The organism is Dulcicalothrix desertica PCC 7102 (assembly GCF_003991905.1).
GTDB classification, from domain to species: domain Bacteria; phylum Cyanobacteriota; class Cyanobacteriia; order Cyanobacteriales; family Nostocaceae; genus Dulcicalothrix; species Dulcicalothrix desertica.
The window spans coordinates 426,287-447,558 of the sequence record NZ_RSCL01000006.1 but is presented as its reverse complement, the minus strand read 5'-3'; the positions used below and the strand labels follow the sequence as shown (position 1 = coordinate 447,558).

The following is a 21,272-nucleotide window of genomic DNA, read 5'->3' as shown; positions in this document are numbered from 1 at the left end:
GTGTCTAAATGTAAAACACACCCGTACATCCGTCTCCTGCTTGAGCGCGCTTAAGAAAATCAACTAGTTGTTGTTTCACTCTAACTAAATTTATAAATAATTCCGGCGCGAATATATATATATAGCATGTAGGAATATCATTAATTTGCCTCGCAAGCAATTCCATCTTTATCCCGGTCTAATCTACTAGCCCAAGGGTTCATGAATACGTCGATATTTTTAATACCCTGCGCTTTTAAGTCTTTACAATTGCCCGACTGCACCGAAACAACGCTATTTTTAACTGATGTGCTTCGAGTAGGCGCCAACTTGGTTTGAGTTTTAGATTGTTGCTTAAATGCAATACTACAATTCGCCTCTCGGTATTGAGCAACTAAATCATTAGCTTGTGCTTGGTTTTCGGCAATCGTTTGTCTAACTGCTTGATAAAATTGTCTTTCGGTAAGTTTTTTTACAGCTTTTGGACTATCGGAAGCTATCACCATTGCCATTACTTGAGCTTTATACTCCTTATCCACGGCGCCACAGCCAATGTTTTTACTAATATTAGCAACAAGTTTGGTGGGAGAAACAAAGGTACTCTGAGGTTGATAGACTACAACGCGCTTCAGAGCGTCTGAGCTTCTCTCTATTATAGTTTCCCGGCGTTTAATAGCAGTCGGCGCCACAGATAATGATTTAGAAGTAGTCGTTTTAATTGGTTTTACTGGTTCTGCTTCTGCTTGAATTGTTTCGTGGGATGAATTTTCAGATATATCTGTATTAGAAACAGTAGTTTCAACGGGCGCCGACTCCGTTGTTGTTTCCTTCACTGCAACCGCTACAGGTTTTTGTACTGGTGTTTGACTTATTTCTCTGTCTGGCGCCGAGCATCCGACTGTAACAAGTGTGAGTAATGATACAAGTACTATTCTGTTCATCGTGCAAGTCTCTGATTCAATAACTGAAAGTACTTTACACAATTCAGTATATCTACTCAGGACAATTTACTGGAAATAATTTATAGAATTTATATGTACGTTTATGGTGCCTAGGAACCGTTAGTAGATGGTGCCGATGAATTACATATTTCTCGGTTTCGGCACCGTTTATTGTCACATTAAGCTACAGAATCAAGTAAACCTGACATATCTAATACTCTTTGCGAGTAAATTTCCGCAAGTTTTGCTACTTCTCCTCGACGAAATTCATCTAAAAAAATATTGTCTAAATTTATTTGCCAGCGCACGAGTTGAACTTGGATGTTAACTAATTCCTCGGCTTGTTCCGGTTCAATTTCTGCTGCTATCCACTCGATAAACCACTCTGTCTCGTCTATCACAACTTCTACGCCTTTTTTAAACGCACTATTACAAAACGAACGAACGCGCGCTAAGTTTGAAGCGATATGTCCTAACCGATGAGGAATATCAACGCTAAGGAAAGAAGATTTTTTTTCATCTAAAGTCGATTTGGTATCCACCGATTAACTCCTCTGTAATTTGTTTTACACGTTCTTTTATCGTTGGGTCTTGAATTATCATCGATCTATTATTTTGGCTTGGACGAATATTAATAATCGATTCATAATCAATCGATTGGTTGAATGGTGTCCAATTGGCACCCCAAATATCTCGTTGCCTGCTACCATCCTCCAATAATAGAGCCTCGCACCAAGCGTGTTTTTCTCCTCCTCCAGCTAGTATGCCGCGTTCGATGTCAACTACTACCTTGATGTAGACTCTCAAAGTTTCTAGCATTTGCTCAACCTGTTCTAAGGTTGCACGTTCCCTAATTATAATTATCAATCCTCTACCCCCGTAGTTCAAATTTCATTTGATAAAGTGCCATCACTAATTGATGCGAACCCCTTGAATAAAGCTACCTCAGTAAATAGTACAAAAGTTCAGAAAAATTTTATATAGCTTTCTTTGCTATATATATAGCTTACAATGCTATAGTTATTCTTATTGCTGCAATACTTTAGCCGCGAGCTTATCAACAGGCATCCGCGCTATGCTAGAAAAGCGAGTTGTGTTGATGTGTGGGAAATGAGTGTTGTATTAAGTACGACAAGTGTACGGTGGAAGTTGCGTGAAGTAATGGCGCGCCGTAAAATAACCAATAAGGCGTTGGCGCATGAACTGGGTATCCATCAAACAACTGTGTCGCGACTAAAAACTCAAGATGTGCTGCCAGAAATTGGTGGTGTAGTGCTAGGACAAATGATTGATGCGATAAACAAACTAAGTAAAGATAATTACGGCACCTGTGATTTACTTGAGTTAATTGAATTAATTGCTGCCGATAAATAGCGCCTTTAATTGTAGATAATTTAAGTAATAACCTGTAAAAAATTACACGATAGGTACGAAAGTATGAAAAAAATCTTACCGAAAATGAGAAACGATGAAGATGCGGAAAGCTTACTAAAGCAAGATTTATCTGAATATCTTCACAAAGATAACTTTAAACCTGTAACTTTTAGATTCAAACCTCAAGCTAAATAGGCTTATCGGCGCCCTACCTAGTTTCAAAGTTATTAAAAATAGCTAACGCTTCCTGCTTTACAGTGTGACCTTTATACTTGAGTTAACTGGACAGGCAGGGATGCTCATCCCACAAGAATTAGTTTAAATCTAATAGTGCAAATTATAATCACGGCAGTTCAGTCTTACCAAGCTGACGTGTTTTTAGTATAATAGTATTCATAGATTAAATTTAAAATTGACTATCTTGAAGTTTTTATTCTAACTTGTGGGTCTTTTGTATGATTAATAGCATCAATGTGGCTCGCTACTTTATTATCAGAGCTTATGAAGACGGTATAGAAGCTGAAATGACCAACATGAAAGTTCAAAAGCTTCTGTATTATTCACAAAGTTTACATTTAGCTATGTATGACGAGCCACTGTTCTCTGAAGAAATTCAAGCATGGCGGTATGGTCCTGTCTGCCCAGAAGCTTACAAATTTTACAGTAATTTTGAAGCCAATCAATTACCCATTCCTAGCAAAGATAACTTGTCAGAAATTGCTGAAGATAAGAGAAAGCTTTTAGAAGAAGTTTGGGAAAATTTTGGGGCATATAACGCTTATCGATTAAGTAATATGACTCATGGAGAGTTTCCTTGGAAAAAAGCACGTAAGGGACTACCTCCTCAAGCAAGTTCAACTGAACAAATTCGTCTTGAAGACATGAAAGCATTAGGTTATCAAAAACTTGATACGATAGAGCGCTGTCATCCAGCCTATGAAGCAGTTATGTCTAAAGTTTTAGAAGATGCTCTAAATATAGAAATTTCAAATCCTGTTGGTAAAGGAGAAGTTCGTGACTGGCTCAAATCCCTTCTCGATTGAAAAATCTGATAATTTTAGACGCTCTTTGAAAAAAATAGCTAAAGCTCTTGGAGATGATTTTATAGACCTTCTCACAGAAGTTCTAGAAGGTTTAATTGAAGACCAGTATCCAGTAAATTCACGCCAAGAGCCTTTACCTGCAAAAATTCAATTACCAGAAGAATGGACATTTCACAAGCTTGAATTTAAGTATGGCAAAGGAGCATCAGGACAAATTCGATTAATGTATTTAGTCAATTCGACTGATTATTTAATCTATCTTGTCTGGATTTATAATCACGAACAATTTGCCAAACGTCCTGCCGATTCTGATTTGAAAAGCGTGATTAAAGAAATACTTGAAATTTAGATATTTATATGTACGTATATAAACAAATCATTTAAGAGGCATCGCCGCCTGTCATACTAAAACAGTGGTAAATTTAACTGTACAGCTTCTCCATCGTATGAGTGTATTTTTGCAATGTTTCGTTTAACGGTTCTAGTTTCTTGCATGGTAGTATTTGTGGAAATGCCGTCAGCTACAATAGTATCTACATTTAGTAGTTGACGTACTGCTACTTCCATTAACTTTTCACTATCACCAACAGATTGTTTTAGTTGCGCTTCTAATTTGTCGCATAAAGTCATTAACTGGTTTACTTTGGTAACAATACGAAGCTGTTGACTAAGTGGGTACAAAGGTATTAATAAATTTCTACATTGTTCAAGTGATAAATTATCTTGACCTGCTGTTCCCTTAGTTTCTTGTAATACTCTTTCCAATGTTGCATGGCAAGATAATACATAGTGAAGAAATTTATTATCTAAATATTTTAGTGGTCGAAATATAGCTAAGGCTTGATTTATATTCCATTCTGGGAAATGATGAGGAATAATAGCTACTTTACCTAAAGGTGGGCCGACAATATTCATTAAAACATCACCTGGATAAACTTTAGAACGTTTTAATTTTGTCTCATGTGTAATTCTTGCGATATATGTAGGCTTATAAAAAAAGTCTATTTTATTATTTACAATATTATAAACCTTTAGATATGGAATATCTCCTTCTGCCAGTAATTCATTGTTCGCTGGTGTTGTTCCTTTGGTAATAAAGTCACATACGCATATTGCTGGGATATATATAGCGTTAGGATTATTTGATTGAAGTTATTTTCTAACATCGGAGAACTTTTGTATAATATTTTTCTTATCTTTTTCACTTAATTCTAAAGAAAGTCTTTCCTCTTCTAACTCATTAATAGTTTTTTCTAATGGCTCATCGCGCGGGTCTTGCGGCGCCAGCTTACCCATCACAGCTAGTTGTAAAATTGCTTGACGCAGTTTACCAATATTTTCGGGAGTACTATAAAGTAGGTCAAAGTTATTGTAAATGCGCTGCCAGCTTTTGTTGAATTCTTCTGGCTCGCGCGCGCTCTTCAGTTGAGCGATAGCTGTATTATTAATTGTTACGCGCGCTTCTCGTTTTTTTTGTTGGCGTGCTTCGAGTTCATCGCATAGTTTCATTAGTTGGTCTACTTTGGCAACAATGCGATGCTGTTCTGCGATAGGAGGAATGGGTACTTTATACTGCTTTATAACTCCTAAACCTAAATCAGGAACGCCTATACTTTGAGTTCCAATATGCGCTTGATTTAATGCTAATCGTGAATCTAAGAATAACTGTAAATATTTACTATTAATGCATTCATGTATTGGACGAATCAGACAGCACGAGTATGAAATAAGGAACTTTTTTTCTACTTCAACTAGTCTTGCTTTTCCTAATTTTGCTCCAATTCGAGAATAGATTATATCCCCAAATCTCGGCTTTATTTTTCGAGAAAGCCTTTCAAAGTCTTCTTCAGATATATACTTAGGATTACTAAAATCTAATGTTCCGTCGTCCTTAAGGTCTTTGGCAGACAAAAAGGGTACTCCAACATCTACAGATTGAGGCATTTTATGGTCAATATCACCGATTTGCTCACATACACAATTTAAATAAGACCAGCACCAAGTGGCTGGTATATTAAAAATACCTTCGCAAGTTAGCGATAAAACTTCAGTATTACTATTTCTTTTCTTATTTTGTTTATTCTCTAAACTTTTACTCTTTTTAATCTTTTTTAAAAGTATGATAGATGGTTCATCATCTGGATTTTGCGCTTCAAAGGTATAGGAGATTTATAATCATCCTCAAGTAGTTCCCATTCTGCCTCGCGGTCATCAAAAATCTTAAGAAAAATCATCCATACCAGTTGGCTAATGCGTTGGGCGTCACCGTCTACCCCCGCATCTTTCCGCATAATATCCTGAATCGTTTTGATTGTGGTGCTGATTGACATAGGGCGGGTTTACTGTGCTTTGGTAAATAATGGAGTTCTTGGTTAACCCGCCCGTACAGGAGAGGCGGAGTTAAGATATTTTATGCTTTGCTGTAGGCGCCTGTATCTATAAGAATTTTCAGACATATAAATATACCATTTTTGTGCAGTGCCTTGTTGCATGTCTTGTGGAATGGGCATCCTTGCCCGTCCATTGCCAAGCATAAGTAATAATACTTAACTTATGACCAAAATAATTAATCTCTATAAAATTTGATAAATATAACTTGATATAAGTAAAATGTTAGAAACACTGTAACTACAGTCATGAAAACAGAAAGCGAAAGAAAAGAAATTATAAATACTATCAACGAACTATTAGAGCAAGCTTATGATAGTACCCTTGATGAAATACTTAGTTATCTACAAAAAATTGATGATATCGAAGATGGCGAGGTTTTAATAGCTGTTAAAGAAGCTAAAGAAGATATTCAAATTAATGAGACTGTAACTTGGGATGAATACAAAAATTGTGAGACATTCTAACAAAGGCGCCTACACTTTAAAAAAATCTCCTCTAATCCTCTAAAGTTTTGTATGTGTAGCTCTTTAATACGCATAATTATAATTAAATAACCACTTACATCATTTTAAACTAAGTTAACATTCTAGTTGTTTGGATAGTACTTAATAACACTGTAGTCATTTCGATCCCCCCCTAACCCCCCCGCGTGGAAGGGGGGGAACTTTAAACTTCTCTCTTATTAACTCTTTCTTTGTGTCCTTTGTGTCCGCTTTGTGGTTTTTTCTCCTCTCTCCGTGTACTCTGTGTCTCTGTGGTAAATATAAAAAGACATAACCTTATATCTTTGACAGATATCACTTGCGATATTGCCATTATTTCAAGCCGGTGCGTGACGCTACAAGTCTTATCACTACGCTCAAATTTTTTCTGCATGCGTCACACACCCTACGTCTATTTTATAATAATTGTACATCCGTTACATCCGTTACATCCGTTGCCAATCTTTCCATCACAATATATTAATACGGACAGGCGGTTAGCTATCCTACGGGTATCATATAAATTTGTGCTTTCAACTCTCGCAAAGCTTGCTCATACTTCTGCTTATTCCCAAACAACCTAACAACTTCCAAAGCAGTACCAAACTCGCTAATAGGCTTTACTTTCAAAACATTAATATCCTCAATGCTTTCCACACCTTCATCAACATATTTATCTAACAACGCATTCAAAACCTTCTTAGCTTTATCACTATACTTACTCAAATACTCACTTGCTCTAACTTGCCCCGCACGCTCACTTCTATCCACTACAGGTTTATCAAAAGCAACATGGCAAATTAAATCAAAAGGGTCATAATTTCCAACTTCTTGGGTTAAAGCTTCGAGTAAAATACCTTGGTCGAGTAATGAGTGAATAACGGCGCCTTTTCGTTCAGCGATATTCCAGTAATCAACAAAATCATTAAGATTTGCAAATTTTTGATGTACTATTTTGCGAGTGTAATCTTTGATTGATTCGGTAATTAGATTACCATTTTTATCATAATACTGCGTTCGTTCAGTTTGAATTGCTACTTCTACGTTGCTAACTGTATATTTACCGCTCGTACTACCCACTTTACCACGTCTATTTTCAGGTGGTACTAATGAATCACCAAGTTTCGGCTCGTATACTTGTACAGGGTCGCCATTAAACTTAGGGTCTGCGAATAACTTCGTGGCGCCTTTAAAGTCAATAATAGTAAAATAGCGTTTTTCAAATTCTTCATTAATACGAGTTCCACGTCCAATAATTTGCTTGAACTCGGTCATCGAACCAATATTACGGTCAAGAATGATTAATTTACAAGTTTGAGCATCTACTCCTGTAGTCATCAGTTTAGAAGTAGTAACAATTACCGGATATTGGCTTTCTGGTAAAATAAAGTTATCAAGTTCTACTTTCCCTTCTTTATCATCGCCTGTTATACGCATTACGTACTTACGATTTTTTGCTACTAAGTCAGCATTTTCGTTTACTAGCGCGCGACGCATCCGTTCAGCGTGGTCTACATCCTCACAAAATACGATAGTCTTATCAAAGCGGTTGGTGGCTTTGAGAAATTCGGTGATACGTTTGGCTACTAGTATATCTCGCTTTTCTAGTACTAAAGTTTTATTAAAGTCTTTTTGGTTATAAACGCGGTCTAGTATTAACTGGTTATATTTATCAAGTTGTCCTTGTTCTGGTTGCCATCCTTCCACATCTTTATCTATATCTACTCGTACTACTTTATATGGCGCCAGAAAACCATCTTCAATACCTTGCTTTAGTGAATAAGTATAAACAGGTTCGCCAAAGTAGTCTGCATTACTAACTTCCTTAGTTTCTGTAGGTGTGGCAGTTAAACCTATTTGGGTAGCTGATGAGAAATATTCGAGAATTTCACGCCATGCAGAGTCTTCAGCAGCACTTCCTCGGTGACACTCATCAATAATTACCAAGTCAAAAAAGTCACTCGAAAATTGCTTGTAAATATTTTTCTCTGCTTCTGTACCTGATACTCCCTGGTACAAAGCAAGGTAAATTTCATATGATTTATCTACCTGACGCTTCTTAATTTTAGTCATCGCCGAACCAAACGGTTTAAAGTCGTTTGTTTTGGTTTGGTCAATAAGAATATTACGGTCTGCTAAAAATAATATCCGTTTTTTGGTCTTTGATTTCCACAGGCGCCAGATAATTTGGAATGCGGTGTAAGTTTTTCCTGTACCTGTCGCCATTACCAAGAGTACACGGTTTTCGCCTTTGGCTACAACTTCAACGGTTTTATTTATAGCAATTTGTTGGTAGTACCTTGGCGCCTTACCACTGCCATCATCATAATAGTCCTGAGTCACGATAGCTTCAATGCCGCTATCAATACCTTTATATATACAGTAACGCTGCCATAGTTCTTGAGGAGAGGGAAAAGCATCAAGAGGAATTTCTTTTTCTTTAATTCCTGTGGTGATAGTAAAGTCATGTTCAATAAAAGCATCACCGTTAGAACTGTAAGCAAAAGGTAAATCTAGAATTTCTGCATATTCTAACGCTTGCTGCATCCCGGCGCCGACACTATGATTATTATCCTTTGCTTCAATTACCGCAATCGGAATGCCAGGTTTATAGTACAGAATATAGTCCGCGCGCTTTCCTTGACCTCGACTCACTATTTGACCCCGTACATGCACACGCCCTTTGGTAAAAGATACTTCTTCCCTAATTTGGACATGTAAATCCCATCCTGCTTTGTTTACCAGTGCAGGTATAATATATTTGCTACAAATATCCCGTTCGCTAAGGTCTTTCTTATTTAATGCTTCCATCGAGTTGAGCTAAGGTTGGCGCCTAGGCTTAAAGTAAAAAATGATTCACTACTCTACTTTAACCTACCCAATAACCGATGTGTCCCGTAGGATAGGCGTCCCGCCTGTCCTAGAAATGGCAGTTGCCGCACTTACAAAAATTTGATTTTGCGGATCGATAATTAAGTCCCGAATTGTAGAGGGTAACTTGGGATCATCTGCTAAGTACCAAATCAAAACATGGGTATCAATTAGCAATTTCATTCCATTTCGCCTGCAAAAGCTGCTGCTATTGATTCAGGTAGCACATCGAAATCGTTAGACATATGTACTTGACCACGCCACTGCCCATAAGGACGAGGCTGTTGGTTCGCATCATAACTATCTGATATATCAAACTGTACTACTTCTTCACCTAGTTTTTCGCGGCTATTTTCTTCTCTAATCACTTTTTGAACAATCTTGGTAATTAGAGATTCTAATTCACTCACTGTCAAACTACTAATTGGATAATTGGATGCTAGCTGTTGATCTGTCATCTAAGCCTCTATTTAATCGCTATACTTCAGCCTTATTTTAAATCACATTTAGGCATCTTGTGGAACATCTGTCCCAGATGTCCTCAAAATACTAAGTATTTTATGGAAATCGAACAACAATACTTAATGCCAATATTACGGCTTCAAGAGCTTTTTCTTCTAATACACCAAGCTTATCAGTAAAACGCTCTATAGAAACAGAGCGAGTCTGTAAAGGATTTGCAGCAGAAAGCTTAGATAAGCCATTTTGTGTAGAAGGATTAATTTTAATAATCCAAGGGATAGATGAAAATGCAGATTTCCAATTAGTAATTGGGACAACAAGACGTAATTTTAGCCCTTCTAATCCATTATCACTAATAACGATAGCTGGACGAGTTTTTTGTACTTCGTCTCCTCTAGTTGGGTCTAACTGAACCCACCAAATGTCACCTCGCAGAATCTCTTTACTCATCATCCCAGCTTTCATCTTCTACATATTCTTCTGCCCATTCCATTTCTTCGCTACCAGGTACAAAGTACTCAGCTAATTTAGCAGCGTGCTTCGCTAAAATAGCTTGACGCTCTTCTGGGGATAGTTTTAACAGTTCACGCAGGGCAGTTAATTGCTGGTCAATTTCATCGTTCGTTGTTGTAACATCGTCTTTTATAAAGATAGAAGTTAATTCTTCGTTTGTACTCATGGCTAGTACTCAATTAGTAATATTTATTATATTGTAACCTTTTCCGAATCTCATAATTTTGCAACTTTCATGCTTTCCAAATTTCTTTTACCGTCAACTTTAATTCTGGAAATATTCGAGAAATTATAATATCATTACCTTGATACTTTGCACGTTGATATTTCCCGTTTTCGTCTAGCAAATAAACAAATACTGTTGGAACTTTGGGGTTTCCTAGATATTGTCTCGAAGCTATGGCTAAATAATCAATAATCCAGTATTCAAGAATGCCCAAACGTTGGTAATCATCAAGCTTATCAATATAGTCATCTTCCCAATTTGTTGATGTCACTTCTACTGCTAATTGAATAGGTACATCTAAGGCATTATAGTTTGAGCCGTCGGAACGCCAAACAGTTTTATCTATGACACTGACATCTGGTTTGCGTCCTTGCACGACACCATATGAAGTTGTAGTTTGGATAGCGGTTGTAGTTTTTACTACATAATTTAAGTTTAAGCGTTTAATTTCTTCTTGATACGAGTCAGCAGTATAATCTGCCGTATCGTCGTGTTGTCTTGTCGGTCGCATTTCAACAATTTCTCCATCCACCAATTCATATAATCCCTCTTCTAGGCACTGTTCGAGAAATTGCTCGAATGTTAATTTTTGTTTAACTGTTGTATTCATAAAGAGAAAAAAATATATTTAGCATTTTTCTTGAGCATAACATTCGTGGATATAAGCGGCGCCCCTGTTGTACCTGATTTATTCGTTTGATTCGAGAAACCCGGTTTCTATGCGTTTTTGTCGAAGATTGTTTTATTCAGTGATGGAGAAACCGGGTTTCTTAGATTGGCTGTTTTGTAATACAGTAAGTTAATTACTTGTATGGGCGCCTACAAAGAATGAAGGTGGCGCGTAGGGAATCGAAATGTCACAAAATATTAGAAGTCAGGCTATTACTCAAGGGGTGCAGCGTTCACCAAACCGTGCGATGCTGCGTGCTACGGGTTTTCAAGATGAGGATTTTAATAAGGCAATAGTTGGTGTTGCTAACGCCTATAGTACTATTACCCCTTGTAATATGGGGCTGAATGATTTGGCGGTACGCGCGCAGGAGGGTATTCGTGCCAGTGGTGGAATGCCGCAGGTGTTTGGTACGATTACCGTTAGCGATGGTATTTCTATGGGAACTGAAGGGATGAAATATTCCCTGGTGTCGCGCGAGGTTATTGCTGACTCTATCGAAACTGCTTGTAATGGTGAGAGTATGGATGGTGTACTCACCATTGGTGGGTGCGACAAAAATATGCCTGGTTCGATGATAGCTATCGCTCGGATGAATATCCCGGCTATTTTTGTTTACGGTGGTACGATTAAACCTGGTAGTTATAGAGAATGTGATTTAACTGTTGTTAGTTCGTTTGAAGCTGTCGGCGCCTTTAAAGCTGGTAAAATTCCCGAAAGCGAATTAATCGAGATTGAAAAACGCGCTTGTCCAGGCGCCGGTTCGTGTGGTGGTATGTATACAGCAAATACCATGTCTTCAGCATTTGAAGCAATGGGAATGAGTTTACCTTATTCTTCTACAATGTCCGCCGAAGATGCGGAAAAAGCCGAAAGTGCCGAAAAATCAGGTTACGTTTTAGTAGAGGCAATTAAAAAACAGCTTTTACCTCGACATATCATCACCCGTAAATCTATTGAAAACGCCATTTCGGTAATTATGGCAATTGGTGGTTCAACCAATGCAGTATTACATTTTCTCGCTATCGCCCACGCTGCCGAAGTTCCTTTAGTATTAGATGACTTTGAAACTATACGTGCGCGTGTACCTGTACTATGCGATTTAAAACCCAGTGGTCGCTATGTAGCTACAGATTTACATCGTGCAGGTGGTATTCCTCAAGTTATGAAAATGCTACTTGACCATGATTTATTACATAGCGATTGTATTACCATTACTGGGCAAACAGTGGCAGAAACTCTTAAAGATATCCCTTCTGAACCACCTGCCAATCAAGATATTATCCGTCCTTGGTCAAAGCCAATGTACGCACAAGGACATTTAGCCATTTTAAAAGGTAACTTAGCAACCGAAGGCGCCGTTGCTAAAATTACAGGTGTCAAACTTCCGCAAATAACAGGTCCAGCGCGTGTATTTGAATCTGAGGAAGAATGTTTAGATGCTATCCTCGCCGATAAAATCAAACCTGGTGATATATTAGTCATCCGCTACGAAGGTCCCAAAGGTGGCCCAGGAATGCGCGAAATGCTTGCTCCCACTTCTGCTATTATTGGCGCCGGTTTAGGTGACTCGGTAGGATTAATTACCGATGGTCGCTTCTCTGGTGGTACCTATGGTATGGTCGTTGGACACGTGGCGCCTGAAGCAGCAGTTGGCGGTACAATCGCACTGGTACAAGAAGGTGATAGTATAACCATCGATTCACCCGCACGGTTATTGCAGTTAAATATATCTGAAGAAGAACTTGCGGACCGTCGCGCAAATTGGAAACCAAAACCACCACGTTATACAAAAGGTACTTTGGCTAAATATGCTAAATTAGTTGCTTCGAGTAGTTTAGGCGCCGTAACTGATTTAAATTTGTTTGAAGGTTAACAATTTAAAGTTGAAAGTTAGGAGGCGCAGAGGCGCGGAGTTAGAGAAGGTATAAACTGTCATTCTGAGCGCAGCGAAGAATCTTTAAGGTTTCGATAATTTATAGAGATGCTTCGATAATTTATAGAGATGCTTCACTACGTTCAGCATGACATGGAAAAAAACTTCTGAGTAACATCCTTTGCTTTGATGACTTGAACCATAAATTTTGATTTTTATTTTGATTTTAAAAAAGATATTTACTGCTAACTTGATTTATTAAATAATTTAAAAATTAGCCCTAAAAGTCTGTAATCTGTAGCTTAACCCCTGAATCGAGTTTAGGTACTGTAAAATATTGAAGCTTTTCGCCTAATTCAGGTGTTTGTGTCTTTTCTACTGTTGGACATTCTCTAAAAAACGAACCTGGGTCATTAAGTATTTCTTGCGCGTCAATTCTACGGCATTGGTCTTCACGTACTATAGATATAGAGCTAGCTGATTGATTAAAAGTGTCTGTTTGCTCTATGCGATTACCCCACTTACTATCAATAGTCGCTGGTTGTGTCGTCAATATCCCGGCTTGATTATATTCTGGTGCTTGGTCAGTACTGAGCGTTCGAGCATTCTGTGCAAAAGCGCGCGGCACCAGCATATTTAGCGCTACACCTGTTACAATAACTATCATCAACGATTTGTTTAACATAGATTTAAGCTTTGATTCCTATTGCCTATATTAACGAGTATAGCTATAGGGCATCACAAATGTAAGTGGGATTGTTGTTAATAGATATAGAAATTTTAGTAGAAATTTTATTTGTAATAATTAAGTAAAACTGCTGTTAAGTAGAGTTTATTATTTATTTATTTGCCGTAAAAATACTTATTAACTTATAAATACAAATGCTCAAACTTTTCTTGTGGGGTCTTGTGGGGTCTTATGGGGTCTTATGGGGTCTTATGGGGTCTTGTGGGGTCTTGTGGGGTCTTGTGGGGTGGGCATCCCTGCCCGCCTTGTGTATGAGACAAGTTTGGAACGGGCAAGGATGCCCATTCCACAAGAGTAGACAATTAGCTCCATGCTGGATGTGTTAGGAGTGAGGCAATAACACGCACACCGCGAAGCTGGTTTGATAAAGGCAAATGACCTTTCGGCGCCTTTAAATCCCATATAAACTCGTTCGGGTATCTTGTCCAGTTATTACCAGATTTCCAGCCAATTTTTGTCCAGAGATTATCCCAGTTTTTACCGAGAGAAAGCCAAATTTCACGCTGTACAGAAAAACCGAATTTCCCTTCTGAGTGAATAAGCCATAACTGATTTATTGTTTGTAAATCGGTTATAGGAAAACTTTCTACCTCAGTAAAATATAACCACTTACGTGCGCTCGCACTAGGCCCCGCAAGTTCACACATCTTTTGGATTGTCATTTTGTCGGCAGCTTGAAAATCTTGAACAGCTAATAACTGTTGCAGAGGACTATAATCTATAGCACATTCTGATTTCAGTGGTACTACACCCGTAGGAAAGTAGGTTTGTAAAAATTCTTTAGCTTTCCCATATTCAGAATTAAACAATATTTGATATACTTTGCCATCTACCAAGCTGACTGGGGTTTGGCGCCGATTATATAAAAATTCCATTAATATATCGAATCCATTATCACCACGACTAACTAACTGGGGGATCAGCTGTTGTTGAGCTTGAAAAGACCCATCAATTAACTGGACGCGGAGTGAATCGATATCACTTGGATAGCTTGATAAAATCATTGGGTCTGTCGTCATGCAGTTTCTCTAAAAAACACAGTCTAAAGATTTGTAGATTTGTTAAGGGAATGAGCGTGGTTATTTTGAGCAAATTTGCCTAAAGTTCTGATAAATTCGCGCAAAATGTCGGTTTTTGTCCGACCCACCGCTTGACAGTGCGTTTCTAACATAGCAAACTCTTGCTCACTCACTCGAATTGTTATTTCGCGTTTTTGGGTCATTTGCTGGTATTTTGCTGTATATCTAAGAGCCTACACTAATCAGGCACCCTTTATAGAGCATAAATTACAAATACTTGGCATTTATATAGCTAATGGTTATCAGTATGATAAAACAGTACAAATGAATGCAAAAGTCAAAATTAACAATTTATTTGAACTTGCTATATAATTCGTACATTGCGATTAGCGTTTGCATAGCACAAATGCATTACTTGAATCGGCTCTAATAAATAGGCGCCTCATGATGTGAGAATAGAACAGGAAAATCTGCGGAAACGAGACGTGTTTGTTTAATAAACCCGAACCTACTGACGGGTTATATTGTGTTGCGGCAAAAATTTAGGAGTGTTGTAATGTACGAAAAGCTTACCCCACCGAAGACGGGAGAAAAAGTTACTTTTAAAAACGGTGAACCAGTGGTTCCAGACAATCCAATTATACCGTTTATTCGAGGGGATGGTACGGGGATCGATATTTGGCCAGCGACTCAGAAAGTTTTAGATGCAGCAGTTCAAACCGCATATAAAGGTAAACGTCAAATTAGCTGGTTTAAAGTTTATGCTGGTGATGAAGCTTGTGATTTATATGGTACATATCAGTATTTACCTCAAGATACTTTAACTGCGATTAAAGAATATGGTTTAGCTATTAAAGGTCCTCTTACTACTCCTGTTGGGGGTGGTATTCGCTCTTTAAATGTGGCTTTACGTCAAATTTTTGACCTTTATGCTTGTGTACGTCCTTGTCGTTATTATGCTGGTACACCTTCTCCCCACAAGAACCCTGAAAAGCTTGATGTAATTGTTTACCGTGAAAACACTGAAGATATCTATTTAGGTATTGAGTGGAAACAAGGTGATGAAATTGGTACCAGATTAATCAAACTTCTGAACGAAGAACTAATACCAGCGACTCCCGAACACGGTAAAAAGCAAATCCCTCTTGATTCGGGTATTGGTATAAAACCAATTAGTAAAACTGGTTCGCAGCGTTTAGTGCGACGTGCTATTAAACACGCTTTAACGTTACCAAAACAAAAGCAGATGGTGACTTTGGTGCATAAGGGTAATATTATGAAGTACACCGAAGGCGCCTTTCGTGACTGGGGTTATGAATTAGCTACGAGTGAGTTTCGTAACGAGTGTGTTACTGAGCGCGAATCATGGATTTTGGAAAATAAAGAAAAGAATCCTAATATTACGTTAGAAGAAAACGCGCACATGATAGACCCTGGATATGATGCCCTCACACCAGAGAAAAAAGCGCAAATAGTCAAGGAAGTTGAAACAGTTCTTAACGCAATTTGGGATACTCACGGTGCAGGCAAGTGGAAAGATAAAATTATGGTCAATGACCGTATTGCCGACAGTATTTTTCAACAAATTCAAACTCGTCCTGATGAGTATTCGATTTTGGCTACGATGAACCTCAACGGAGACTACTTGTCTGATGCTGCTGCTGCAATAGTTGGTGGTTTGGGTATGGGACCTGGCGCCAATATTGGTGATGCGTGTGCGGTATTTGAAGCAACCCATGGAACGGCGCCGAAACATGCTGGTTTAGACAGAATTAATCCAGGTTCGGTGATACTGTCTGGTGTGATGATGCTTGAGTATATGGGTTGGCAAGAAGCTGCTGACTTAATTAAAAAGGGACTAGGAGGCGCCATTGCTTCGGGTCAAGTTACCTACGACCTAGCACGGTTAATGGAACCCGCTGTTGAACCTCTCAAGTGTTCCGAATTTGCTGACGCAATAATCAAAAGGTTCAATTAACAATTTTTTAATATTTGGGTAAAGAATAAAAGGAGTGAAAACGTTTGCTGTAAAGGGTTTTCACTTACTTTTAAAACTTTATCCTAACTCAATTCATTACTTTAGATTTTTACACTTCAACCTTGCGGTCGAATAAACATCTTTATAAATACTACGTGTGGATGGTGATTTTAGCGTGAAGTAGTCGTTATTATTACCCATAGTCATTTCTAGACAACTAACTTTCAATTATACTGTGAGCGGTTGACAACTAAACTTTTGAAATAACTATTAGCTAATGGCTTACAGCTAATAGCGAACCTTTATAGCAAATTGATAAAAGTCTAAATAATTATGGACATCAGAAACATGACGACTACTACACCTACCCGAGGACAAATAGAACGTACACTATCACAGCGTATTCAAGGTTTCTATCGGGAACAGCTAGGACATCAACCAAGTAAAGTTACTTGTCAATTAAATGACCGCAATTTGGTAATTGTAATCGAAGATTCTATTACACCACCGGAACAATTGCTAGCACAACAAGGTCATCAAGAGTTAGCAGAACAGGTTCGTTCCGATTTAGACGAAGCAATTCGGCCCCAGCTAAAAGATATAGTGCAGGAAATTTTGAACGTTGATGTAGTTGAAGTACTTAGCGACGCTAAGTTAGAGACTGGGCGTACTGGTATGATTGTAATTTTAAGCGACCTACCCAACTTTCGGGTTCCCTCTGCTAACGCAAAACTTAGGAGACGGGATGGAAATAATCGACACGAAGAAGAATCAAACTAAAAGATTATTCCAAGCACGAATTAATACTAGCGTGAGGATTGAGCTTTCTATCTAGGTGTTGATGTATCATAAATTCAAAGTCCTCAATCATGAAAGGCTTTGAAAGATAATCATTAAAACCAGCGAATAAAATACGCTCTCTATCCTCCGCTGACGCTAAGGCCGTAACAGCGACAACGGGTATATGATAAGTCAAAGGCTCCCGCTTCAAAAGCTTTACTATATCAATACCGCTTAAACCAGGTAATAAAACATCCAACAATATCAAGTCAGGTTGATGCTCTTTAGCTAAAACAACAGCACTATAGCTATCTTGCAAGCAAATAGACCTGCACCCAACAGCTTCTAGCGCATATCTCATCAGCACTAAATTATCTTCATTGTCTTCCACCACTAAAACTAGGGGTGACATGAAGCTCTGCACCTTGTTTTGATTCATAAACTCACGCGCCAGTTCCATTTTGTCGTCTCCAAAAGACTAACTTTGGACTACTTTGAAAAGCCAAACGAGAGCAAGGCGCCTAGCGAACGGAAAAAACTGCATCCATACTAGACTGGCTCGCGCTCAACAATGATTAGTCTGGTTGTCTTTGCTCACATACAAAACTGAGGAAAGAACTTCTCAAATAGAGCGACCGCGAATACACTTCTTCGATTATAGAAAAAAATAGTTGATAATGATATCAGTATTCTTCTCAAATCTTCATAAATTTAATTATTTTTTAAAAATAATGCAAGTAGGTTCACAAATTAAATGATTTTTTGTAACGAAAGTTACTAAATCCTAAAAATAGCAACCCGAAATGCGTGCCTGATGATTATATGCCCTTAAGCAAAACCATCCAATAAGTAAATTTAACTATTCGACAATACATACAAAAATACTACAAGTTGCGTAGGTTGGCTTTAGCTATGCATAACCCAACAAAACCTCTTGACATCATTTGTAGTATAAGTGTAGTATGTAATATAGAAACAAACTACAAGGAGGAAAACAATGCAAGTAGCTTACTTAACAATCAACCAACCGCATCAAAACACTACATACACCAACCAAGTAAGTAAACTAGCCATTGTTTTCCAATATGAGCGAACATCGTTTGGGGCAGATAGTAATAGAGCGTCCACGTAACGGAAGAAGAATAAGCCAAAAGAAAGTAACAGGGTATAAAAAGTTTCTCAGCCAAATTACGCAAGAAGCAAGCGAAGACGGATTATTTAGTCATTACTTGATAAAAAACAAGTGGCGTACAAAATATTTTTCTGATAACTTATCACCATTAGAGCGTTGGTTAAAATCCAAAGTTGGGCAACCTTGGGATGCTGTATACAGCGAACTATGCCAGAAAATAGAAACCAAAACGCTTGCGGGGCAACACCTGATATCTCATTTATGGCAAATGGTAGAGCGTCATGTAATATTTATTGATCGACTACCCTATTCTCGGCACAATTTATACCACGCTTATCCTCTAGGAAAATGGAAAGATGCACTATATGTACATCCAGAAACAGGCATTCTTTGTTTAGCAAAAAAGCTACCAAAAATTCCTAAGAAAAAGCCAGATGACCTGGTAGTAGTAGATAAATACAAAGAGTACCGTAAAATAAACGACTTATGGTATCTGCTTACTTTCGATATTCCATGCGGCGCCATAGATAAAAAATTGCATTCAGAAATTAGAAACATAGACGGAAGCATTTACATAGCTCGCAGGCGCCAGTGTAACAAAAAAGAAATCAAATTGATTTTGCAACAAATTAAATAGGAACGAAACAAATGTCATATAAAACATTAGAAATACTCGAACAACTCAAAACCTTATCCGCACTCGAAACAACCGAACTAGTTGAGGATATTAAAGATACATTCAATCTATATACTACACATAGTTCCACAAATTGTTTTCCCATACCTCTACTAGATTACGACATAGAGGTGCGCTTTGAATTTGATGTTATTCTCGAAGCGGCGCCTGCTGGTAAAAAAATATCAGTATTAAAAGCAGTGCGTCAAATTACAGATTTAGGTTTAAAAGAAGCCAAAGACTTTGTAGAGTCACTACCAAAAACCATCAAATCTGGAATTAGCAAACCCGAAGCTGAAGATATTAAAAAGCAACTTGAAGATGCAGGCGCCACTATTTCAATCATATAATTCATGATGAGCGATATTGAAAATCTGGTAGCAGCATTCGATAACTGCACCCTAGCACATGGAGAATGGACTCATGCAGCACATCTAACAGTAGCTTTGTGGTATCTCAAAAACTACGAATTACAAGAAGCAGTAAAGCATATAAGTCAAGGAATCCAAAAATATAACGTTGCTATTGGTATTCAGAATACCCTCAATAGCGGTTATCACGAAACCATTACCTTATTTTGGATTCAAGTAGTGCAAAGTTTTTTATTATCTACGGACGCTAAAGGCTCCATACTACAACTAGCAAATCAACTAGTTAGTAATTTTGATAAGAATCTTCCATTGCAATATTATAGCTATGATTTGCTTATCTCTAGGGAAGCGCGCGCTAATTGGGTTGAACCAGATTTGAAAGCCTTGGCAACTGATACAACGGATGTAACGGATAGTTAATTTGTAAGAACAAATTATGATTTTATGACAAATATATCAGCAAAATTAGTTCAAGCACTGCGGCGTAAGACTAATGCTGGGATGATGGACTGCAAAGAAGCTTTGATAGCTTGTAATGGTGACATTACTCAAGCTGAAGAATGGTTAAGAAAAAAAGGTATAACTTCAGCAGGAAATAAAGGAGAGCGTACTACGGCAGAAGGGGTAATTGGTAGTTATATACACACAGGTGGAAAAGTTGGTGTATTAGTGGAAGTTAACTGCGAGACAGATTTTGTTGCACGTACAGAAGAATTTCAAAACCTTGTACGTAATATCGCAATGCAAATCGCAGCATCTCCAGATGTGGAGTATGTAAAAGTCGAAGATATTCCTGCTGATGTAGTAGAGAAAGAAAAATCTATTGCAATGGGACGCGATGACTTAGCAAACAAGCCAGAAAACATTAGAGCCAAAATTGTTACAGGGAGAATTGAGAAGCTTTTAAAAGAAATGTGCTTACTCAACCAACCTTATGCGCGCGACTCCAATATAACAATTGAAGAACTAATCAAGCAAAACATCGCCAAACTAGGAGAAAACATCCAAGTAAAACGTTTTGTACGTTTTGTGTTAGGTGAAATACCAAGCTGATGTAAGGTGGGCAGTGCGCACCCTACGTTTTTTTTATTTTCCACAAATAACTAGAAACCAAATTAGTCACAATATGAGCAACAATAGGCACAAGTAAATTACCGCTAATCAAAGCGCTATAACCAAAAACAAATCCAACAATAGTAGCCCATGCAACATAAGGCCATTGCTGCGGTCCACTTAAATGTAAAACTCCAAAACTAACACTAGAAACAAACACAGCCAAATGACTGGCGCCTAAAGCAGGTAATAACACTCCACGAAACAATAACTCTTCGCTTAACCCAGGTAACAAACCTAACCAAATCAAATCAGGTAAAGCCAAAGGTTTTAAAACTATTTCAAGATAATAATCAGCACTGCGACGATAATCAGGACTAAAGCGATAAGCAACTCCACTCAACGCAGTAATTGCGAGTCCTAAAATAATACCCGAAAAAAATGCTGCTTCATCCCAACGCCAAGCCATAAGTGGAACATTAGCAAATTGTAAGCAGAGTTTAGCAACTATCCATAGAATAATTGCCGTCACTCCCATTGCTATCAGCACTTGGGTGCGAGTTAAAAATGGAATTTCTGGTTCTTGGTTTTGCTGTTGCGCCACGAGTAATTTATTTAATAGTTATGAGTTAGGAGGGGCGGGTTTAGCTGTATCCTGCGTTGATAACGAAAATTTAGGTGAACCCG

The 21,272-nt window shown here is 38.0% G+C and carries 29 protein-coding genes; 12 read left to right on the top strand and 17 right to left on the bottom strand.

Annotation, left to right across the window (positions count from 1 at the left end):
• Positions 1 to 140: 140 nt before the first annotated feature.
• From DSM106972_RS15665 to DSM106972_RS15655, 3 genes are all read right to left on the bottom strand, one after another.
• The gene (locus tag DSM106972_RS15665; RefSeq protein ID WP_127081566.1) at positions 141 to 920 is read right to left on the bottom strand and encodes an excalibur calcium-binding domain-containing protein; all 780 of its coding nucleotides are present in this window, start codon (positions 918 to 920) and stop codon (positions 141 to 143) included.
• Between the two features lie 179 nt (positions 921 to 1,099).
• A complete protein-coding gene (locus DSM106972_RS15660) occupies positions 1,100 to 1,462 on the bottom strand; it encodes a hypothetical protein (protein ID WP_127081565.1) in 363 nt (120 codons plus the stop codon).
• Positions 1,437 to 1,787, bottom strand: coding sequence for a DUF5674 family protein (locus tag DSM106972_RS15655; protein ID WP_222596597.1), 351 nt, complete (start codon positions 1,785 to 1,787; stop codon positions 1,437 to 1,439). The genes DSM106972_RS15660 and DSM106972_RS15655 overlap by 26 nt, the downstream gene beginning before the upstream one ends.
• A 243-nt stretch (positions 1,788 to 2,030) precedes the next feature.
• On the opposite strand from DSM106972_RS15655, the gene DSM106972_RS15650 reads away from it, so the two are divergent.
• The 4 genes from DSM106972_RS15650 (at position 2,031) to DSM106972_RS15635 (ending at position 3,686) form a co-directional block, all read left to right on the top strand.
• Positions 2,031 to 2,294, top strand: a complete 264-nt coding sequence (locus DSM106972_RS15650) for a helix-turn-helix domain-containing protein (protein ID WP_127081564.1) — start codon at positions 2,031 to 2,033, stop codon at positions 2,292 to 2,294.
• A 63-nt stretch (positions 2,295 to 2,357) separates the two neighbouring features.
• Entirely contained in the window at positions 2,358 to 2,489 is a 132-nt protein-coding gene (locus tag DSM106972_RS15645; RefSeq protein WP_267901117.1) for a CopG family antitoxin, read from the top strand.
• A gap of 260 nt (positions 2,490 to 2,749) precedes the next feature.
• Positions 2,750 to 3,337 carry a Panacea domain-containing protein gene (locus DSM106972_RS15640; RefSeq protein ID WP_127081562.1) on the top strand — a complete coding sequence of 196 codons (588 nt, stop codon included), beginning with the start codon at positions 2,750 to 2,752 and terminating at the stop codon, positions 3,335 to 3,337.
• Positions 3,309 to 3,686 (top strand): hypothetical protein, encoded by a 378-nt coding sequence (locus DSM106972_RS15635; protein ID WP_127081561.1) that lies wholly within the window; start codon positions 3,309 to 3,311, stop codon positions 3,684 to 3,686. The genes DSM106972_RS15640 and DSM106972_RS15635 overlap by 29 nt, the downstream gene beginning before the upstream one ends.
• A gap of 56 nt (positions 3,687 to 3,742) precedes the next feature.
• Here the strand turns inward: DSM106972_RS15635 and DSM106972_RS15630 are convergent, their stop codons facing one another.
• The 4 genes from DSM106972_RS15630 to DSM106972_RS53465 all read right to left on the bottom strand — a co-directional run bounded on the left by DSM106972_RS15630 (position 3,743) and on the right by DSM106972_RS53465 (position 5,871).
• Positions 3,743 to 4,432 (bottom strand): restriction endonuclease subunit S, encoded by a 690-nt coding sequence (locus tag DSM106972_RS15630; protein WP_267901123.1) that lies wholly within the window; start codon positions 4,430 to 4,432, stop codon positions 3,743 to 3,745.
• Positions 4,433 to 4,489: 57 nt separating this feature from the next.
• Complete coding sequence (locus DSM106972_RS15625) at positions 4,490 to 5,281, bottom strand: restriction endonuclease subunit S (protein WP_127081559.1); 792 nt, start codon at positions 5,279 to 5,281, stop codon at positions 4,490 to 4,492.
• Positions 5,282 to 5,448: 167 nt separating this feature from the next.
• Positions 5,449 to 5,667, bottom strand: a complete 219-nt coding sequence (locus tag DSM106972_RS15620) for a type I restriction-modification system subunit M N-terminal domain-containing protein (RefSeq protein WP_233787235.1) — start codon at positions 5,665 to 5,667, stop codon at positions 5,449 to 5,451.
• A gap of 42 nt (positions 5,668 to 5,709) precedes the next feature.
• Positions 5,710 to 5,871, bottom strand: a complete 162-nt coding sequence (locus tag DSM106972_RS53465; RefSeq protein WP_222596598.1) for a hypothetical protein — start codon at positions 5,869 to 5,871, stop codon at positions 5,710 to 5,712.
• A 102-nt stretch (positions 5,872 to 5,973) separates the two neighbouring features.
• On the opposite strand from DSM106972_RS53465, the gene DSM106972_RS15615 reads away from it, so the two are divergent.
• Complete coding sequence (locus DSM106972_RS15615; protein ID WP_127081558.1) at positions 5,974 to 6,192, top strand: hypothetical protein; 219 nt, start codon at positions 5,974 to 5,976, stop codon at positions 6,190 to 6,192.
• Positions 6,193 to 6,711: 519 nt separating this feature from the next.
• Here the strand turns inward: DSM106972_RS15615 and hsdR are convergent.
• From hsdR to DSM106972_RS15590, 5 genes are all read right to left on the bottom strand, one after another.
• Positions 6,712 to 9,021: an EcoAI/FtnUII family type I restriction enzme subunit R gene (gene hsdR / locus DSM106972_RS15610; protein WP_127081557.1), complete on the bottom strand. Its 2,310-nt coding sequence runs from the start codon at positions 9,019 to 9,021 to the stop codon at positions 6,712 to 6,714.
• Between the two features lie 239 nt (positions 9,022 to 9,260).
• Entirely contained in the window at positions 9,261 to 9,539 is a 279-nt protein-coding gene (locus DSM106972_RS15605; protein ID WP_127081556.1) for a hypothetical protein, read from the bottom strand.
• Between the two features lie 100 nt (positions 9,540 to 9,639).
• The gene (locus DSM106972_RS15600; protein WP_222596599.1) at positions 9,640 to 9,996 is read right to left on the bottom strand and encodes a type II toxin-antitoxin system PemK/MazF family toxin; all 357 of its coding nucleotides are present in this window, start codon (positions 9,994 to 9,996) and stop codon (positions 9,640 to 9,642) included.
• Positions 9,986 to 10,222, bottom strand: coding sequence for a hypothetical protein (locus tag DSM106972_RS15595; RefSeq protein ID WP_127081555.1), 237 nt, complete (start codon positions 10,220 to 10,222; stop codon positions 9,986 to 9,988). Before DSM106972_RS15595 ends, DSM106972_RS15600 begins: the two co-directional genes overlap by 11 nt.
• A gap of 67 nt (positions 10,223 to 10,289) precedes the next feature.
• Positions 10,290 to 10,892 carry a Uma2 family endonuclease gene (locus tag DSM106972_RS15590; RefSeq protein WP_127081554.1) on the bottom strand — a complete coding sequence of 201 codons (603 nt, stop codon included), beginning with the start codon at positions 10,890 to 10,892 and terminating at the stop codon, positions 10,290 to 10,292.
• 244 nt (positions 10,893 to 11,136) lie between these two features.
• Here DSM106972_RS15590 and ilvD point away from each other — a divergent pair, with 244 nt between their 5' ends.
• On the top strand, positions 11,137 to 12,828 hold the full coding sequence (gene ilvD / locus DSM106972_RS15585; RefSeq protein WP_127081553.1) for a dihydroxy-acid dehydratase: 1,692 nt from the start codon (positions 11,137 to 11,139) through the stop codon (positions 12,826 to 12,828).
• A gap of 280 nt (positions 12,829 to 13,108) precedes the next feature.
• On the opposite strand, the gene DSM106972_RS15580 is transcribed toward ilvD, so the two are convergent.
• The 3 genes from DSM106972_RS15580 to DSM106972_RS15570 all read right to left on the bottom strand — a co-directional run bounded on the left by DSM106972_RS15580 (position 13,109) and on the right by DSM106972_RS15570 (position 14,798).
• On the bottom strand, positions 13,109 to 13,513 hold the full coding sequence (locus tag DSM106972_RS15580) for a hypothetical protein (RefSeq protein WP_127081552.1): 405 nt from the start codon (positions 13,511 to 13,513) through the stop codon (positions 13,109 to 13,111).
• 365 nt (positions 13,514 to 13,878) lie between these two features.
• The gene (locus DSM106972_RS15575) at positions 13,879 to 14,595 is read right to left on the bottom strand and encodes a GUN4 domain-containing protein (RefSeq protein WP_127081551.1); all 717 of its coding nucleotides are present in this window, start codon (positions 14,593 to 14,595) and stop codon (positions 13,879 to 13,881) included.
• A gap of 23 nt (positions 14,596 to 14,618) precedes the next feature.
• Positions 14,619 to 14,798, bottom strand: a complete 180-nt coding sequence (locus tag DSM106972_RS15570; protein ID WP_127081550.1) for a hypothetical protein — start codon at positions 14,796 to 14,798, stop codon at positions 14,619 to 14,621.
• 353 nt (positions 14,799 to 15,151) lie between these two features.
• Between DSM106972_RS15570 and DSM106972_RS15565 the strand changes: the two genes are divergently transcribed.
• Positions 15,152 to 16,573, top strand: coding sequence for an NADP-dependent isocitrate dehydrogenase (locus tag DSM106972_RS15565; protein ID WP_127081549.1), 1,422 nt, complete (start codon positions 15,152 to 15,154; stop codon positions 16,571 to 16,573).
• A 348-nt stretch (positions 16,574 to 16,921) separates the two neighbouring features.
• Positions 16,922 to 17,353, top strand: a complete 432-nt coding sequence (locus tag DSM106972_RS15560) for a Na-translocating system protein MpsC family protein (RefSeq protein WP_127081599.1) — start codon at positions 16,922 to 16,924, stop codon at positions 17,351 to 17,353.
• Positions 17,354 to 17,357: 4 nt separating this feature from the next.
• Here the strand turns inward: DSM106972_RS15560 and DSM106972_RS15555 are convergent, their stop codons facing one another.
• Complete coding sequence (locus DSM106972_RS15555; RefSeq protein ID WP_127081548.1) at positions 17,358 to 17,813, bottom strand: response regulator; 456 nt, start codon at positions 17,811 to 17,813, stop codon at positions 17,358 to 17,360.
• A 625-nt stretch (positions 17,814 to 18,438) separates the two neighbouring features.
• On the opposite strand from DSM106972_RS15555, the gene DSM106972_RS15550 reads away from it, so the two are divergent.
• The 4 genes from DSM106972_RS15550 to tsf are packed head-to-tail and all read left to right on the top strand — an operon-like array spanning position 18,439 to position 20,585.
• A complete protein-coding gene (locus DSM106972_RS15550; protein WP_127081547.1) occupies positions 18,439 to 19,122 on the top strand; it encodes a hypothetical protein in 684 nt (227 codons plus the stop codon).
• An 11-nt stretch (positions 19,123 to 19,133) separates the two neighbouring features.
• Complete coding sequence (gene rplL, locus DSM106972_RS15545) at positions 19,134 to 19,511, top strand: 50S ribosomal protein L7/L12 (protein WP_127081546.1); 378 nt, start codon at positions 19,134 to 19,136, stop codon at positions 19,509 to 19,511.
• A gap of 3 nt (positions 19,512 to 19,514) precedes the next feature.
• Positions 19,515 to 19,952 (top strand): hypothetical protein, encoded by a 438-nt coding sequence (locus DSM106972_RS15540; protein ID WP_127081545.1) that lies wholly within the window; start codon positions 19,515 to 19,517, stop codon positions 19,950 to 19,952.
• A gap of 24 nt (positions 19,953 to 19,976) precedes the next feature.
• Positions 19,977 to 20,585, top strand: a complete 609-nt coding sequence (gene tsf / locus DSM106972_RS15535; RefSeq protein WP_127081544.1) for a translation elongation factor Ts — start codon at positions 19,977 to 19,979, stop codon at positions 20,583 to 20,585.
• Between the two features lie 22 nt (positions 20,586 to 20,607).
• On the opposite strand, the gene DSM106972_RS15530 is transcribed toward tsf, so the two are convergent.
• Positions 20,608 to 21,189, bottom strand: a complete 582-nt coding sequence (locus tag DSM106972_RS15530) for a CPBP family intramembrane glutamic endopeptidase (protein ID WP_127081543.1) — start codon at positions 21,187 to 21,189, stop codon at positions 20,608 to 20,610.
• Positions 21,190 to 21,272 lie beyond the last annotated feature (83 nt).